Raw genomic sequence first — 15,744 nt, 5'->3', positions numbered from 1 at the left:
GCAGGGATTGTCGCTTATTCCTGCCCAATCGACTCCAGAAACTCCGACCGCTCATCACTCATCCGCGCCAGGCAATCATTCTGCGCAATTGCATATTCCTTGGTGCCTGTCACCGCCGGGAAGGTATCCACCGCGCAATCGGCGTCACGCAGCTTTTCCCACTTCTGCTGGGCGTCCTTCAGACGAGCGGTAATGTCGGCGAGCTGTGACTTGTTGCGGCCATAGGTCGAACCCATGCGCTCCAGCAGGACCTGGTAGTTATCCTTGAGCAATTGTTCCGCGGTGGTTTTGTTGTAGGTGGCGCATTCCAGGGTTTGCTTGTCGTTTTCGATGCCGTCGCACGGCGTGCTGTCGGTGTCTTCGGCGGCGTGGACGCCGGTTGCGATGAGTGCCAAAGCCAGGAAAATCGATTTCATTGCGCCGTCTCATATCAGTGGATGACCGAATTCTGGCTCAAGCGTAAGACAAAGAACAGCCGCCAGTCAGACACCTCTTAACAGCCTTTGTCGCGGATTGACGCTTTCGGCAATTCCCCTGTCGTTTTTGCACCCGGCTCAGGTTGCCCCTGGGCATATGCTGGCCCCAAAGCGCCGGCAGACGATTCGGCGCATGAATCGCCAATAAGGGGACGCCTGATGAGCCCAGCGCAATTGCACGCCGACAGCATCGTTATCGACGGGCTGATCATTGCCAAGTGGAACCGCGAGCTGTTCGAGGACATGCGCAAAGGTGGCCTGACTGCCGCCAACTGCACCGTGTCGGTGTGGGAAGGGTTCCAGGCCACGATCAACAACATCGTCGCCAGCCAGACCTTGATCCGCGAGAACAGCGACCTGGTGATCCCGGTGAAGACCACCGCCGACATCCGCAAGGCCAAGGAACAGGGCAAGACCGGCATCATCTTCGGCTTCCAGAACGCCCACGCGTTTGAAGACCAGCTCGGCTACGTCGAGATCTTCAAGCAGCTCGGCGTCGGTGTGGTGCAGATGTGCTACAACACCCAGAACCTGGTGGGCACCGGTTGCTACGAGCGCGACGGCGGCCTGTCGGGCTTCGGTCGCGAGATCGTCGCCGAGATGAACCGCGTCGGCATCATGTGCGACCTGTCCCACGTCGGCTCCAAGACCAGCGAAGAAGTCATCCTCGAATCGAAGAAACCGGTGTGCTACTCCCACTGCCTGCCATCGGGCCTTAAGGAGCACCCGCGCAACAAGTCCGATGAAGAGCTGAAGTTCATTGCCGACCACGGCGGTTTTGTCGGTGTGACCATGTTTGCGCCGTTCCTGGCCAAGGGCATCGATTCCACCATCGACGACTACGCCGAAGCGATTGAATACACCATGAACATCGTCGGCGAAGACGCCATCGGCATCGGCACCGACTTCACCCAGGGCCATGGCCAGGATTTCTTCGAAATGCTGACCCATGACAAGGGCTACGCCCGCCGCCTGACCAGCTTCGGCAAGATCATCAACCCGCTGGGCATCCGCACCGTGGGCGAGTTCCCCAACCTCACCGAGACCCTGCTCAAGCGCGGCCACTCTGAGCGTGTGGTGCGCAAGATCATGGGCGAGAACTGGGTCAACGTCTTGAAGGACGTTTGGGGCGAATAAGCCAAACACCCCCGGGCATACCACTACGAATTTTTCTGGAGTTAAGTTTCCATGGCCAAGATCGCCCCGCAATTGCCAATCGAAGTCGACAGCGAAACCGGTGTCTGGACTTCCGACGCCCTGCCGATGCTTTACGTACCGCGCCATTTCTTCGTCAACAACCACATGGGCATCGAAGAAGTGCTGGGCGCCGAAGCCTACGCCGAGATCCTCTACAAGGCCGGCTACAAGTCCGCCTGGCACTGGTGTGAAAAAGAAGCCGAATGCCACGGCCTGGAAGGCGTCGCGGTGTTCGAGCACTACATGAAACGCCTGTCGCAACGCGGCTGGGGCCTGTTCAAGATCCAGGACATCGACCTCGACAAAGGCACCGCCAGCGTCAAGCTGGAACACTCGGCGTTCGTCTACGTGTACGGCAAGGTCGGGCGCAAGGTCGACTACATGTTCACCGGCTGGTTTGCCGGTGCCATGGACCAGATCCTGCAAGCGCGTGGTAGCCAGATTCGCACCGTGGCCGAGCAAGTCTACGGAGGCTCCGAAGAGGGCCACGATGACGGCCTGTTCATCGTCAAGCCGTTGTAAGCCGAGGACCCTGCCATGGCTTTCGAAGCAATGTTCCAGCCGATCCAGATCGGCAAACTGACCATCCGCAACCGCGTGCTCAGTACCGCCCACGCCGAGGTGTATGCCACCGACGGCGGCATGACCACCGACCGCTATGTGAAGTACTACGAAGAGAAAGCCAAGGGCGGTATCGGCCTGGCGATCTGCGGCGGTTCCTCGGTGGTGGCCATCGACAGCCCCCAGGAATGGTGGAGTTCGGTGAACCTGTCCACCGACCGCATCATCCCGCACTTCCAGAACCTGGCCGACGCCATGCACAAGCATGGCGCCAAGATCATGATCCAGATTACCCACATGGGCCGTCGCTCGCGTTGGGACGGCTTTAACTGGCCAACCCTGATGTCGCCGTCCGGCGTGCGCGAGCCGGTGCATCGCGCCACCTGTAAGACCATCGAGCCGGAAGAAATCTGGCGCGTGATCGGCAACTACGCCAGCGCCGCCAAGCGCGCCAAGGCCGGTGGCCTGGACGGGGTGGAACTGTCCGCAGTGCACCAGCACATGATCGACCAGTTCTGGAGCCCACGGGTCAACAAGCGTACCGACGAGTGGGGCGGTACCTTCGAAGGCCGCATGAAATTCGGCCTGGAAGTGCTGAAAGCCGTGCGCGCCGAGGTCGGTGACGACTTCTGCGTGGGCATGCGCCTGTGCGGTGACGAGTTCCACCCGGACGGCCTGTCCCACGAGGACATGAAGCAGATCGCCAAGTATTACGACGACACCGGCATGCTCGATTTCATTGGCGTGGTGGGCTCGGGTTGCGATACCCACAACACCCTGGCCAACGTGATCCCCAACATGAGTTATCCACCGGAGCCGTTCCTGCATTTGGCGGCCGGTATCAAGGAAGTGGTCAAGGTTCCGGTGCTGCACGCGCAGAACATCAAGGACCCGAACCAGGCCACCCGTATCCTCGAAGGCGGCTATGTGGACATGGTCGGCATGACCCGTGCGCACATCGCCGACCCGCACCTGATCGCCAAGATCAAGATGGGCCAGATCGACCAGATCAAACAGTGCGTCGGCGCCAACTATTGCATCGACCGCCAGTACCAGGGCCTGGATGTACTGTGCATCCAGAACGCCGCGACTTCGCGTGAATACATGGGCGTGCCGCACATCATCGAGAAGTCCACCGGGCCCAAGCGCAAAGTCGTGGTGGTCGGTGCCGGCCCGGCCGGGATGGAGGCCGCGCGCGTGGCTGCCGAACGTGGCCACGACGTGACCCTGCTCGAGAAGAAAGAATTTATCGGCGGGCAAATCACCACCGCCTCCAAGGCTCCGCAGCGCGACCAGATCGCCGGTATCACCCGCTGGTTCCAACTGGAGCTGGCGCGTTTGAAAGTCGACCTGCGCCTGGGGGTTGCCGCTGACGCTGAAACCATTCTGGACCTGCGTCCGGACGTGGTCGTGCTGGCGGTCGGCGGGCATCCGAATCTCGAGCAAAACGAACACTGGGGCGCAGCCGAAGGCCTGGTGGTGAGCAGTTGGGACGTGCTCGACGGCAAGGTGGCGCCGGGCAAGAACGTGCTGGTGTACGACACCATCTGTGAGTTCACCGGCATGTCAGTGGCGGATTTCCTCGCGGACAAAGGCAGCCAGGTCGAGATCGTCACCGACGACATCAAACCCGGCGTGGCCATCGGCGGTACGTCGTTCCCGACCTACTACCGCAGCATGTACCCCAAGGAAGTGATCATGACCGGCGACATGATGCTGGAAAAGGTCTACCGCGAAGGCGACAAGCTGGTGGCGGTGCTGGAGAACGAATACACCGGCGCCAAGGAGGAGCGGGTGGTGGACCAGGTGGTGGTGGAGAACGGTGTCCGTCCGGACGAGGAAATCTACTACGCCCTCAAGCCAGGTTCGCGCAACAAGGGCCAGATCGACGTTGAAGCCCTGTTCGCGATCAAGCCACAGCCGTGCCTGAGCGAAACGGGCGATGGGTACTTGCTGTTCCGCATCGGTGACTGTGTGGCCCAGCGCAATACCCACGCTGCCATCTATGACGCCCTGCGCCTGTGCAAGGATTTCTAAGCCGGCCTTGAACCAATGTGTACTCGGTCCAAGTGTGGGAGGGGGCTTGCCCCCGATGGCGGAGTGTCAGTTGATACAGCTGTTGCTGAACCACCGCTATCGGGGGCAAGCCCCCTCCCACATTCAGGGCCGGTTTCACAGTAGACCTGTGTGGTCTGTGGGAGCTTCACCATGTTGAACACCTTGCTGCCTATTCTTTTGTTTGCCGCCCTGGGCCTCGCCGTCCTCGGCGCCCTGCGCCGGGTGAACATGTGGCGCCGTGGCCGCGCGTCCAAGGTCGACCTGCTGGGCGGCCTGCTGGCCATGCCCAAGCGCTACATGGTCGACCTGCACCACGTGGTTGCCCGCGACAAATACATCGCCAACACCCACGTCGCTACGGCGCTGGGCTTTGTGCTGTCGGCGCTGCTGGCGATCCTGGTGCATGGCTTTGGCCTGCACAATCGCATCCTCGGCTACGCCTTGCTGTTGGCCTCGGTGCTGATGTTTGTCGGCGCCACGTTCGTCTACCTGCGTCGGCGTAACCCACCGTCACGCCTGTCCAAGGGCCCGTGGATGCGCCTGCCGAAAAGCCTGATGGCGTTCTCGGTGAGCTTCTTCCTGGTGACCTTGCCGGTGGCCGGGATCCTGCCTGCCGACTTCGGCGGCTGGCTGCTGGCAGCGCTGCTCAGCGTTGGCGTGCTGTGGGGCGTGTCCGAGATGTTCTTCGGCATGACCTGGGGCGGCCCGATGAAACACGCCTTCGCCGGGGCTCTGCACCTGGCCTGGCACCGCCGCGCCGAGCGTTTTGGCGGTGGCCGATCCACAGGTTTGAAGCCGCTGGACCTGACCGACAAAAGCGCGCCACTGGGCGTGGAAAAACCCAAGGATTTCACCTGGAACCAACTGCTCGGCTTCGACGCCTGTGTGCAGTGCGGCAAGTGCGAAGCCGCGTGCCCGGCATTTGCCGCCGGCCAGCCGCTGAACCCGAAAAAGCTGATCCAGGACATGGTGGTCGGCCTCGCCGGCGGCACCGATGCCGCGTTCGCTGGCAGCCCGTATCCCGGTAAGCCGATCGGCGAACACAGCGGTAATCCTCATCAACCGATCGTCAACGGCCTGGTGGACGCCGAGACCCTGTGGTCGTGCACCACCTGCCGCGCCTGCGTGGAAGAGTGCCCGATGATGATCGAGCACGTGGACGCCATCGTCGACATGCGCCGCCACCTCACCCTGGAAAAAGGCGCCACACCGAACAAGGGCGCCGAAGTCCTGGAGAACCTGATCGCCACCGACAACCCGGGCGGCTTTGCCCCGGGCGGGCGCCTGAACTGGGCGGCAGACTTGAACCTGCCGCTGTTCAGTGAAAAAGGCAGCGCCGATGTGCTGTTCTGGGTCGGCGACGGTGCCTTCGACATGCGCAACCAACGTACCTTGCGCGCCTTCGTCAAAGTGCTGAAAGCGGCCAAGGTCGACTTCGCCGTGCTTGGCCTCGAGGAGCGCGACAGTGGCGATGTGGCCCGTCGCCTGGGCGATGAAGCGACCTTCCAGCTGTTGGCCACACGCAATATCCAGACCTTGGCCAAGTACAGCTTCAAGCGCATCGTCACGTGCGACCCGCACAGTTTCCACGTGCTGAAAAACGAATACGGCGCCTTCAACGGTGACTATGTGGTGCAGCATCACAGCACTTACATGGCCGAACTGATCGGCGACGGCGCATTAAGTCTGGGCCAGCACAAGGGCAACAGCGTGACCTATCACGACCCTTGTTACCTCGGCCGCTACAACGGCGAATACGAAGCACCGCGCCAAGTGCTACGGGCGCTGGGGATCGAGGTCAAGGAAATGCAACGCTCGGGCTTCCGTTCACGCTGCTGCGGTGGCGGCGGCGGTGCGCCGATTACGGACATTCCCGGCAAGCAACGTATCCCGGATATGCGCATGGACGACATCCGCGAAACCGGCGCCGAGCTGGTGGCCGTGGGGTGCCCACAGTGCACTGCGATGCTCGAAGGCGTGGTCGAACCGCGCCCACTGATCAAGGACATCGCCGAGTTGGTGGCCGACGCTTTGCTCGAAGATGCCACGCCGGCCAAGGCTCCCATCCCGCGTGAACCTGCGGAGGTGCACTGATGAGCGACATTATCCGCCGCGACCCACGGGCCGAATGGATTGCCCGTAACCGTCTGCACCCGCTGCATGCGGCGATGCAGCCGCTGCAACACAGCTGGATGGGGCCCAACGGCGTCATTCGCAAGAACGTGCACGGTGTCGGTTTTATCGGCCCCAACGGCATCAAGCGCATCGACCGCAGCGGCGCCCAGCAGGGTGGTGCGACCAAGCGTACAGCCGCGGTAGAAGTGCAGTTGCCGTTGCACCAGGTGCCCAGCCCGGCGTTCTACATCAACGTGGTGCCGGACATGGTCGGCGGCCGCTTGAGCAGCCATGACCGAGACCTGCTCGGCCTGGCCCGACAACTGGCCGGCAGCGACGGCGCGGTACTGGCGGTGGTGTTTGGCGAGCATAAGGAAAGCGCGTTTGCCACGGCAGGTGTCGATCGTCTGCTGGTGCTGGAAGGCCACGAGTTCGACGGTTACTCACCGGAGCAGCGCGTCCAGGGCCTGCGGGCCGTGGATCAGCAATTCAACCCGCGCCACTGGTTGCTGCCCGACAGCCGCAGTGGTGGCGGCGAACTGGGTCGGCGTTTCGCCGCCAGCCTCAAGGAGCGCCCGGCCACGCGGGTGTGGCAGATCAAGGGGGAGGAATGCATCGGCCGCGCGGGTGCCGGCCAGCAAGACTTGGCTCGACCGCTGCCGCGCCTGATCCTGGCCGCCGCCGAGTGTGCCGATCCGGTCAGCGATACCCGTCACGAAGTGCTGCCGGTAGCGTTATCCACAGCCCTGGCGCGCAGCCTGCCGCGTATCGAGGACCTCGGCGCGGTGGCGGTGGACCCGGCGGCGATTCCCATGGCCGAGGCCGAATTCATCTTCTCCGGCGGCAACGGGGTCAAGGACTGGGCACTCTTCCACCAGACCGCCGCCGCACTGGGCGCGACCGAAGGCGCCTCACGGGTAGCGGTGGATGACGGTTTCATGGCCCGCGACCGCCAGGTGGGCGCCAGCGGCACCTGGGTCACCGCACGGGTCTACGTGGCCGTGGGGATCTCCGGGGCGATCCAGCACCTGCAAGGTATCGGCGCCTGCGACAAAGTGGTGGCGATCAACCTCGACCCGGGCTGCGACATGATCAAGCGCGCCGACCTGTCGGTGATCGGCGAAAGCGCCGCGATACTGCAAGCCTTGATCGACGCGGTCCAGACATACCGCAGCGGCGCCAAGCGCGATGCGGCTTAAGGAAATGGCCATGACGACGAATGTAATCAGCCTGGTGTCCATCGGCGCCCACCCGACCTCCGGCCGGCCGCGCCGCGCCGAACAGGATGCACGCGCTGTGGAACTGGGTTTGCAACTGGCAGGGGATACGTTGCAGGTACTGCATGCCGGTAACATCGCCGAACCCACGTTGCGCAGCTACCTGGGCATGGGGTTGCCGCAACTGCAGGTCCTTGAGCAACCGCTGGGGGCCGACGTGTTGCCGGCGCTCAGCGACTACCTGCGCGACGCGGGGGCACACATCGTGCTGACCGGCAGCCAGGCGGAAACCGGCGAGGGTTCGGGCATGTTGCCGTTCCTGCTCGCCGAGCACCTGGGCTGGCCGTTGATTGTGGGGCTGGCGCAGGTGGAGTCCATCGATGCAGGCGTGGCCCATGTACTGCAAGCCTTGCCCCGTGGCCAACGCCGCCGCTTGAAAGTGCGCCTGCCGTTCCTGGCGACGGTGGATAACGCTGCGCCCAAACCTCGGCAAAGTGCCTACGGCCCTGCGCAACGCGGTGAGCTGGCGGCCCATGAGGTTGAGGTTCAAGAGGATGAGTTATTCGGCAGTGCGCTGCTGCAACCGGCCAAACCTCGGCCCAAGCGGCTCAAGGTGATCAAGGCCAAGAGCGGCGCCGACCGCATGAAGGCCGCCACGGCCAAGGCCAGCGGCGGCGGTGGGCAGGTGCTCAAGGGTGTAAGCGCCGAGGAAGGCGCCCAAGCCATTCTCAAGTTGCTGATCGAAGAAGGCGTGGTGCGTTAACGCATAAACACTGCAAAACAAATGTGGGAGGGGCTTGCCTCCCCTTTTATCTCAAACGACCGCACTTTTGTGGTGAGCGGGCTTGTTGTGGCAAGCCCCAATACCCGTCAGTTAAGCGCCTATCGCCTTCTGTAGGAGCGAGCTTGCTCGCGAAAAACTCACAGGCGCCGTGTTCATTCAGGAAACACGCGTTATCGTTGACGTTTTTCGCGAGCAAGAACTAGGCGTCCCCCTCGCTCCTACAAAAAGCCTTAACTGACTGGCATTGGGGCAAGCCCGCTCGCCACAGGGGTTCCAGTTTGCTGCGCGACAGCGCTAAGTCGGATATTTAGCGGGACCTCCCATTCTCGGTGGACCGCCGTGCAGAACGGCGGAGCATAGGTTTTGCACCTTCATGTAAGACGCGCGCCCCAAACGGCAGTGGAACCTATGGCCAGAAAACTTTGGATTTCTGCTTGGCTCCAAGTTCTCCCGTCCGAGCAGCGTTGACGGCAGAAAAAATTGAAACAGGGCGGTTTTAAAAGTGAAGGGTACAAGGAGGATTGAGTTTTGGCAGAGGCTCAAGAGTTCATATCGGGCGCCTGCGGGTGCGGATCTTCAGGTTGAATAACCAAGAGCCGGTTCTCAATCACTTCTCGCGGTAACAGATAGCTATACCCGTTATTTAAAAAGCGTATTAAAGACTGTTGTTTATAACAGTGGTCTTTCACCTACTTTGGTGCAATTTTGTACTCGTGAAGTTTTAGGGTTCAAGAGGTGTCAAGAAGATGCAATAGGTGTAAATGGCAGGCATGACGCACAACATACCTAGAATTCGTCGCCTTCATAGCTAACGTATGGGTGAAGAGAGAGGTGAGGATGGCGGCTTTCAGAAAATTCTTACTACGGTGAACATAAAATGAACAGAGAAGAGTTAAGGGCGGAATTTATTAAATGCGATGCTGATGGTGATGGCCAACTTAACGAAGAAGAGCTTCATAATTTATTAGTTGCCATTGGCGCTAGGGTTGGGATGGATGATCAGGCAATAATGCGTGCCCTTATACGCTTTGATCTTGATCTCAGTGGTAAAGTTGACTTTAAAGAGTTTGTGGCGGTTTCGGCGCTGTTGGGGCTTTAGTGTGTTGTATACGGTGTATTGTAAGTATTTGATTTAATCATCCGCCCTTGAATTTTAACTTCGTGGGCGGATGATCGTTTTGTATTTCTTCTGTGACGAATATTTAGGCAGAGATCGTGCGTGTCGGCATGTGTGGCTGGATTGTTTTGCAATAGGAGTTTTAGATAGAGCTGTTGCTCCTGCGAGCGGTGCAGCAGTGTTGGGTATGCCAAGCAGCAGGTGCTGGAAGTTTTGGCACACTGACACTCTGGTTCAATGCTGTCTATGACGCCACGCATTCCAGCCGGCGAGCACCATATACCAGACCAGTTCCTGGGCAAAAACCTCCGCAGAAGCTCGACCCCGGACGTGACTCTTACGGTGAGGCCGGGGGCGATTCCGGCTTGGGCACCAATGCTGGCAGCGGCGGTGGCAGGGGCTGCCAGTTGCTGTCCGACGGGGGTATCAACGGTGGTGGTAGGGCCGGGGTGCCGCCGCCGCCTCCGGTGGACTTGAGCAACATATTGCTGGTGGTATCGCGCAGGATCATGCCCTCGGTCGAACTGCGTGCCTCCGTGCCGCTGTGGAAGGTGCTGATCTGGGAAATCGGCAGGTCCAGGTTGCGTTCGATCCTCGGCGTCAGCAGCAGGATGATCTCGGTTTTCTGCTGGGTGTTCTGGTTGCTGCCGAACAGTTTCTTGCCAATCCACGGGATCTGGCTCAGCCACGGCAGCCCTGAGCCTTCGTCGATATCCGCCGTGCGGATCAGCCCCGAGACGATCTGGGTTTCATTGTTGCGCGCGGTCAACAAGGTCTTGGTCGCGCGGGAGCCCAGCTCGAAGGTGGCCGGCACATTGTCCGAGCCGGGAATGCGCTTGGTGATATGGCTCATTTCCACGTTCAATTCCAGGTTCACCTCGTCGCTCACGCTGATATTGGGCTTGACGTTGATCTGCAGCCCCACGTCCTGGTACGTCACCGACGACGTGGTGACCTGGTTGGCGGTGGTGGTGGTCACCACCGGGATCTTGTCGCCAATATTCACCTGGGCTTCTTCACGGTTGCGCACGCGGACCCTGGGGTTGGCCAGGGTCACCGTATTGCCGCTGCGTTGCAGCATGTTGATGCGCGCCGAGGTGCTGCCCGCGTCGAGCAGGATGTTGTCGCCGTTCACGCCGCGCAGTGCGCTGATCGGTGTGCCCGCCAGCCCACCGGGCAGGTTGCTGAAGTTGCCCAGCGACAGGCCAATACTTTCGGGGTAGACGATGCCCAGGTTCCGTTCGTCATTCAGGCTGACCTCCAGCACCTGGATATCGATGGTCACTTCCGACTGTGCGATATCAATGGCCTCCACCAGTTTTTCCACGGCGCTGAGGGTGTCGAGGCCATCGCGCACGATCACCGCGTTGAGGCGTTCGTCCACCAGTACTTCCTTGGGCTTGAGGACCTGCTTGATTTCGGCGCCGACGACCTTGGGGTCGCCATGGCTGAGGTAGAACGTGCGCACTGCCAGCTCACGGTATTCACGCTCTTTGTCCGCCCGCCGGGGATAGATGAGGATGGTGTTGGCGTTGAGGATTTTCTTGTCCAGGCCCTGGGTGGTCAGCAGCAGGTTAAGCGCGTCTTCGGCGGTAGTTCTGCTGGCGCTCATGCTTGCCGAGGCGCTGGGATTGACGTCCTTGTCGATGACGAAATTGACCCCGGACAGCCGCGCAATCGTTTCGAAAATCGTGCTCAGGCTCTGCGAGCTGAAGTCCAGGCTGAGCGGTTTGCGCATTGCGTCACTGAGGTCGGGGCTGAGGTAGTCGGCGCTGACCAGTTGGCGGGTGAGGGCACTGCGTAAATCGAGGGCGGCGCGGTAATTGGGTTTTTGCGCGATGACCTGGCGCACCAGGTTCAATGCTTCCACGGGTCTCGATTGTTGCAGGGCATAGGCCCGCTCCAGCTGTGGCCGCAGCTGCTTCATCGCCTGGATGCTCTGGATTTCCTGGCGTGCGCCGAGGTTGCTGGGGTCGTACTTGAGGATGGTTTCCAGCGCGCGGATGGCGGCTGCATCATCGCCGCGTAGCAAGGCGGCACTTGCTTCCCGGCTGTATTGGGCGACCAGCAACTCCAATTTGCCGAATTGTGCCGTGCGCAACCGCACGTCGTCAGGCGCTTCCTTGGCTTCGGCTTGCAGCACCTCGACCGAGCGCACGATGTCGCCCTGTTGGCGCAACGCGTCGCTTTGCTCGATGGCGCGCTGGGTTTCACAGGCCCCCAGCAGCGTCAGGGCCAGGCTCAGGGGAAATAACGTATGTCTCGCCATGATCCTGTCCTTCCCCGGTCAGTGTTTGTCCAGGCGCAAGGTGCTGGCATGCTTGAGCGGCATGAAGGTCAGCACCACGGCGGTGTCGGTGAGCTTATCCAGCCGGTACTGGGCATCGAGCATCTTGCCCGGCTCAATGTGCCCGGGCACCGCGCAGCGGTGGCACAGGGTGTACTGGCGGCCATTGCCGCGCAGCACCACGATTTTCGGCTGGTTTTCGTAGCGCCACTGCGCGCTCACGCTGAACGGCAACGGCGGTGGTTGGGGCGGCGAAGTGTCGACCGGTGTTGGCGGCGGCGGTGGCGTCCAGGTCTGGGCGGGAAACAGGTCGACCCCTTCAACCTCGTCCGGGGGGCCGGGTGAGACGGGGGCCGAGGGCGCTTCGACGGCCCGCGCGATCGCCGGCGTCGAGGCTGTCTCGGGGCTGTCCGCAGTGTCCTCCCAGAACAGCCAGGCGCAGCCGACCAGGGTCAGCAGCAACAGCACGCGCAAGTACAGCGGCAGTTTCATTCCACCACCCCCAGCACACTCAGCTTGAGGCTGATGTCCAGCAGGCCGTTGCTGATTGCCTTGCGCTCCAGGGTCACGCTTTCAATGCGCACGCCTGGCTCCTTAGCGATGTCGACCAAGGTACTGCGCAGCAGCAGGTAGGGGCCGGAGAGGGGGATCTCCAGGTCCAGGCGCTGCAACCCGGTGTCGCCGGGGGCGGAGTAGGCCAGGGTGGTCTGTTCGATGATGAAGCCGCGTTGAGTGACCAGGCCCAGCAGTTTTTCCAGGCGCGGGGCGAAGTCCTCAGCGCTGGGCAAGCGCTCAACCACGGCCGGCTCGGTGACCTGGACCTGCTCGGGGTGTGCGGCGATGCCAGCCTCCAAGGCCTGGCGACGCAGGCTGTCGGCCACGCCGGCCGGGTGAATCAGCGTGACCTCGATCACCAGCGTCGCGGCCATCACCCCCAGCGCCAACAGGCCCCAAAAGCCCAGGCGCTGTTGCGCTTGCATCAAGTGCCAACGCAGGCGCGGCCAGTGGCGGGTGAGGGCGTCCATGGCGGGCTACCTCGCGCCAACGCTGAGTTTGACCTGCACCGGGTGCTGTGGGTCAGTGGTTTTGCGCGCGCTTTGTTGCAGGTTCACCTGGACACCGGGTTGGGCCTTGAGCCGCTCGACAAAGCGAAACGCGTCACCCAGCCCTTTGGCTTCCAGGTCCAGGTGCAGCAACTGGGCCTGGGTGTTGACCTCTACGCGCGTCAGGGCGACCTCGCCGGACCAGGCCCGCGCCACGGCGTTCATCAGCGCAAAGGGTGTGCTGGACTGTTGGGTAAAGGCCGCCACCTGTTGTTTCTGCCGGGGCGACAGGCGAATAGCCGCCTGGATCAATTGCTCCTGGCGGCGGGTCAACTGGGTAAAGCGCTGCTCCAGGGCATCGGTCTGTTGTTGCTGTTGCGCCATGGCGTCCCATTGCTGCCATGCCTGGATGATCAGCAGGGTCGCCACGAGCCACAATGCCGCCACCAGCGGTCGATGGGTGGCGCTGGCCCGTTGGAAGTCGACGTGGGGGGCGTAGCCCTGTTGCCGGGTGCGAGCGAGGCGGGCAGTCAGCCGGGTAATCATGGTAACGGCGCTCCCAGCCACGGGTGCAGGGGGCCCAGCCAGTGCTCGGTGGGGCTGTTGGCGACGACCCGGGTGGCGGGCGCCTGTCGCTGGGCCAGCAGGTCGGCGGTGAACAGGTTGTCGCTCAAGGTGCTGCCGGGCTGTGTCGATATCACGCACACTTGATCGGCGCGCCCCTGGTGCCGATAAAGGCAACTGAGGCTCTCGGCTTCCGGCACGGCCAGTACGCAATCAGCCGGCAATTGCCGCCAGTACTGCTGCGCCACCGCCGTCAGCAGCGGTGCGCAGGTCACCAGGGGCAACCGCTGCAGCTTGAACAGCTCGCGCAGGTCGTGCAGCAGGTCCCGTGGGGCGGCAACGGCCAGGCGCTCATCGCCGAACGCACCCGCGGCGACCTGCACCTGCCAGCGCTCAGGGTCGATGCCGGCCTGTTGGTTGAAGGTGGCCTCGGCGAAACCTTGCCAGTCGCCTGCGCTGTACAGGCCGGTTTGCCACGGCAGCATCAGGTAGTGCACGTGGGGAAACCCCAGCAGCACCTTGGCCCGATCAAGCAAGCGCACGCGGCCGCGAGGGGCCTGTGCCAACAGTTCGGCGCAGGCGCCCAGGGGGTCGCCGGCCTGCTGGGCACCCCACACCTTCGCATTGCGCCCGCGGGCGCGCGCGGCCCAGGCGACACCGGTGCTGTGCAGCCACACCACGTGCTCAATAAAGGGAAATGACACGGTGCAGCTCCTTGAGCGTGGTGTCGCCCTGGGCCGCGTGGGCCAGGGCGATATCGCGGATGAACACGTGGCCGGCTTCGCGCGCCAGTTCGCGCAGGGTTGACGCCGAGCTGCGATGGAGCAGGCCCTCCTTGATGCTGTCGGTGACGCTCAGCACCTCCGCCAGGGCGAGCCGGCCGCGATAACCGGTATGGCGACAGGCCTCGCAGCCTTTGCCTTCGCGGTAGTGGCCTTGCCTGAGCTGGGTTTCGGGCAGCTGGGCCAGGCGCGCGAGGTCCGCGTCGGGCTCCGCGTCTACGCCGCAGTCCGGGCAGATGCGCCGCACCAGGCGCTGGGCAACCACGCCATTGAGGGCTTCGACGAAACTGGCCGGGTCCACGTCCATATAGGTAAAACGCTCCAGCACGCTGAAGGCGCTGTTGGCATGCACCGACGACAGCACCAGGTGCCCGGTCAACGCTGCCTGCACGGCAATGCCCGCTGTTTCACCGTCGCGGATTTCCCCCACCAGGATGGTGTCCGGGTCATGGCGCAGGATCGAGCGCAGGCCACGGGCGAACGTCAGCCCCTTCTTGTCGTTCACCGGGATTTGCAGTACGCCGGGCAGTTCGTATTCCACCGGGTCTTCGATGGTGATGATTTTTTTCTCGCCGGTATTGGTCTCCGACAAGGCGGCGTAGAGCGTGGTGGATTTGCCGCTGCCGGTGGGCCCGGTCACCAGCAGCATCCCATAAGGCTCGCTGGCCAACACACGGATGCGCGTTATGGTATCGGCGTTCAAACCCAGGGTTTCCAGGCTCAGGGACTCGCCGCGCTGGGATTTGTCGAGGATCCGCAGCACCGCATCTTCACCGTGGATGCTGGGCATGATCGACACGCGAAAATCCACTTCGCGCCCCTGGATTTTCATCTTGAAACGCCCGTCCTGGGGGACCCGCCGCTCGCCGATATCCAGCTCCGACAACACCTTGATCCGCGACAGCGCCTGTTCGGCCATGTCCATCCCGCTGGCCTGGCCCATCTGCTGCAACACGCCGTCGATGCGGTACTTGATCACCAGGCCCTGGGGCGTGCTTTCCACATGGATATCGCTGGCGCGGCTTTGCAGTGCATCGAACAGCATGGAGTTGACCAGGCGCACCACCGGGTTGTCGTCGCGGGCGATGCTGCTCAGGGAAATTTCCTGGGCGGCTTGGCTGACCCGGACGTTTTCGTCGTCCTCGCCAAAGGGTTGCATGACCCGCTGGCTCGCTTCGGCCAGGCTCAATTGGGCCTTGACCGCATCGGGCAGGCTCATGGCCAGGGGCAAGGCACGCAGGCTTTGGGTGGATTGAATCCAGTGGCGATCACGCAGGGTGAAAGGCTCTCCGAGTACCAGGCAGGGCCGGCCCTGATAGTCCACAGGCAGCACGTTGTGGATCAGTGCCTGGGGCAGCGCCAGCAGGTCGAAGCGCCAGTGCTCGGCCAGGTGTGCGGGCTCGATGGGGATCAGGCCCAGGGTGGTGGCGATCATGGGCAACTGGTCGGGCACGGTGTGCAGCACTTCGCGCAGGTAATCGGCCAGGGACAGGCCCCGTTGCGCCGCGAGTGCTTGCCATTGCCGTGTCTGTTCGCTCATCGC

14 protein-coding genes are annotated in these 15,744 nt (G+C 62.4%); 7 read left to right on the top strand and 7 right to left on the bottom strand.

Annotated elements, in window-relative coordinates; all coding sequences use genetic code 11:
- Positions 1-14 precede the first annotated feature (14 nt).
- The gene (locus P2T68_RS33680; RefSeq protein ID WP_069077113.1) at positions 15-416 is read right to left on the bottom strand and encodes a lysozyme inhibitor LprI family protein; all 402 of its coding nucleotides are present in this window, start codon (positions 414-416) and stop codon (positions 15-17) included.
- A 219-nt stretch (positions 417-635) separates the two neighbouring features.
- Here P2T68_RS33680 and P2T68_RS33675 point away from each other — a divergent pair, with 219 nt between their 5' ends.
- The 7 genes from P2T68_RS33675 to P2T68_RS33645 all read left to right on the top strand — a co-directional run bounded on the left by P2T68_RS33675 (position 636) and on the right by P2T68_RS33645 (position 9,507).
- Positions 636-1,613, top strand: a complete 978-nt coding sequence (locus tag P2T68_RS33675; RefSeq protein WP_024077810.1) for a dipeptidase — start codon at positions 636-638, stop codon at positions 1,611-1,613.
- 51 nt (positions 1,614-1,664) lie between these two features.
- Positions 1,665-2,195, top strand: a complete 531-nt coding sequence (locus P2T68_RS33670) for a 4-vinyl reductase (protein ID WP_024077809.1) — start codon at positions 1,665-1,667, stop codon at positions 2,193-2,195.
- Positions 2,196-2,210: 15 nt separating this feature from the next.
- Positions 2,211-4,271 carry a dimethylglycine demethylation protein DgcA gene (gene dgcA / locus P2T68_RS33665; protein WP_102625682.1) on the top strand — a complete coding sequence of 687 codons (2,061 nt, stop codon included), beginning with the start codon at positions 2,211-2,213 and terminating at the stop codon, positions 4,269-4,271.
- A gap of 171 nt (positions 4,272-4,442) precedes the next feature.
- A complete protein-coding gene (gene dgcB / locus P2T68_RS33660; protein ID WP_024077807.1) occupies positions 4,443-6,386 on the top strand; it encodes a dimethylglycine demethylation protein DgcB in 1,944 nt (647 codons plus the stop codon).
- Positions 6,386-7,606 (top strand): electron transfer flavoprotein subunit alpha/FixB family protein, encoded by a 1,221-nt coding sequence (locus P2T68_RS33655; protein WP_024077806.1) that lies wholly within the window; start codon positions 6,386-6,388, stop codon positions 7,604-7,606. The genes dgcB and P2T68_RS33655 overlap by 1 nt, the downstream gene beginning before the upstream one ends.
- A gap of 10 nt (positions 7,607-7,616) precedes the next feature.
- Entirely contained in the window at positions 7,617-8,387 is a 771-nt protein-coding gene (locus P2T68_RS33650) for an electron transfer flavoprotein subunit beta (RefSeq protein WP_024077805.1), read from the top strand.
- An 898-nt stretch (positions 8,388-9,285) separates the two neighbouring features.
- Positions 9,286-9,507, top strand: a complete 222-nt coding sequence (locus P2T68_RS33645; RefSeq protein ID WP_024077804.1) for an EF-hand domain-containing protein — start codon at positions 9,286-9,288, stop codon at positions 9,505-9,507.
- Between the two features lie 355 nt (positions 9,508-9,862).
- On the opposite strand, the gene P2T68_RS33640 is transcribed toward P2T68_RS33645, so the two are convergent.
- From P2T68_RS33640 to P2T68_RS33615, 6 genes are read right to left on the bottom strand one after another with little or no spacing between them, the layout of a single operon-like run.
- A complete protein-coding gene (locus tag P2T68_RS33640) occupies positions 9,863-11,794 on the bottom strand; it encodes a secretin N-terminal domain-containing protein (RefSeq protein WP_024077803.1) in 1,932 nt (643 codons plus the stop codon).
- A gap of 18 nt (positions 11,795-11,812) precedes the next feature.
- A complete protein-coding gene (locus tag P2T68_RS33635; protein WP_277378839.1) occupies positions 11,813-12,304 on the bottom strand; it encodes a hypothetical protein in 492 nt (163 codons plus the stop codon).
- Positions 12,301-12,837 (bottom strand): hypothetical protein, encoded by a 537-nt coding sequence (locus P2T68_RS33630; RefSeq protein ID WP_069077116.1) that lies wholly within the window; start codon positions 12,835-12,837, stop codon positions 12,301-12,303. Before P2T68_RS33630 ends, P2T68_RS33635 begins: the two co-directional genes overlap by 4 nt.
- A 6-nt stretch (positions 12,838-12,843) precedes the next feature.
- Entirely contained in the window at positions 12,844-13,401 is a 558-nt protein-coding gene (locus tag P2T68_RS33625) for a hypothetical protein (protein ID WP_277378838.1), read from the bottom strand.
- Positions 13,398-14,123 carry a hypothetical protein gene (locus P2T68_RS33620; protein ID WP_277378837.1) on the bottom strand — a complete coding sequence of 242 codons (726 nt, stop codon included), beginning with the start codon at positions 14,121-14,123 and terminating at the stop codon, positions 13,398-13,400. Before P2T68_RS33620 ends, P2T68_RS33625 begins: the two co-directional genes overlap by 4 nt.
- Positions 14,104-15,741 (bottom strand): GspE/PulE family protein, encoded by a 1,638-nt coding sequence (locus tag P2T68_RS33615; protein WP_024077798.1) that lies wholly within the window; start codon positions 15,739-15,741, stop codon positions 14,104-14,106. The genes P2T68_RS33620 and P2T68_RS33615 overlap by 20 nt, the downstream gene beginning before the upstream one ends.
- Positions 15,742-15,744 lie beyond the last annotated feature (3 nt).

This window comes from Pseudomonas sp. G11 (assembly GCF_029457515.1).
GTDB classification, from domain to species: Bacteria; Pseudomonadota; Gammaproteobacteria; order Pseudomonadales; family Pseudomonadaceae; genus Aquipseudomonas; species Aquipseudomonas gorinensis.
Note: the sequence above shows the minus strand (reverse complement) of the source record. Positions and strands in the feature narration are given on the sequence as shown.

What these genes read in the sequence shown, in the direction of transcription:
- P2T68_RS33645 (WP_024077804.1), top strand. Translation starts at nt 9,286, where the DNA reads ATGAACAGAGAAGAGTTAAGGGCGGAATTTATTAAATGCGATGCTGAT.
- P2T68_RS33640 (WP_024077803.1), bottom strand. Translation starts at nt 11,794, where the DNA reads ATGGCGAGACATACGTTATTTCCCCTGAGCCTGGCCCTGACGCTGCTG.
- dgcA (WP_102625682.1), top strand. Translation starts at nt 2,211, where the DNA reads ATGGCTTTCGAAGCAATGTTCCAGCCGATCCAGATCGGCAAACTGACC.
- dgcB (WP_024077807.1), top strand. Translation starts at nt 4,443, where the DNA reads ATGTTGAACACCTTGCTGCCTATTCTTTTGTTTGCCGCCCTGGGCCTC.
- P2T68_RS33635 (WP_277378839.1), bottom strand. Translation starts at nt 12,304, where the DNA reads ATGAAACTGCCGCTGTACTTGCGCGTGCTGTTGCTGCTGACCCTGGTC.
- P2T68_RS33670 (WP_024077809.1), top strand. Translation starts at nt 1,665, where the DNA reads ATGGCCAAGATCGCCCCGCAATTGCCAATCGAAGTCGACAGCGAAACC.
- P2T68_RS33630 (WP_069077116.1), bottom strand. Translation starts at nt 12,837, where the DNA reads ATGGACGCCCTCACCCGCCACTGGCCGCGCCTGCGTTGGCACTTGATG.
- P2T68_RS33625 (WP_277378838.1), bottom strand. Translation starts at nt 13,401, where the DNA reads ATGATTACCCGGCTGACTGCCCGCCTCGCTCGCACCCGGCAACAGGGC.
- P2T68_RS33650 (WP_024077805.1), top strand. Translation starts at nt 7,617, where the DNA reads ATGACGACGAATGTAATCAGCCTGGTGTCCATCGGCGCCCACCCGACC.
- P2T68_RS33655 (WP_024077806.1), top strand. Translation starts at nt 6,386, where the DNA reads ATGAGCGACATTATCCGCCGCGACCCACGGGCCGAATGGATTGCCCGT.
- P2T68_RS33680 (WP_069077113.1), bottom strand. Translation starts at nt 416, where the DNA reads ATGAAATCGATTTTCCTGGCTTTGGCACTCATCGCAACCGGCGTCCAC.
- P2T68_RS33615 (WP_024077798.1), bottom strand. Translation starts at nt 15,741, where the DNA reads ATGAGCGAACAGACACGGCAATGGCAAGCACTCGCGGCGCAACGGGGC.
- P2T68_RS33675 (WP_024077810.1), top strand. Translation starts at nt 636, where the DNA reads ATGAGCCCAGCGCAATTGCACGCCGACAGCATCGTTATCGACGGGCTG.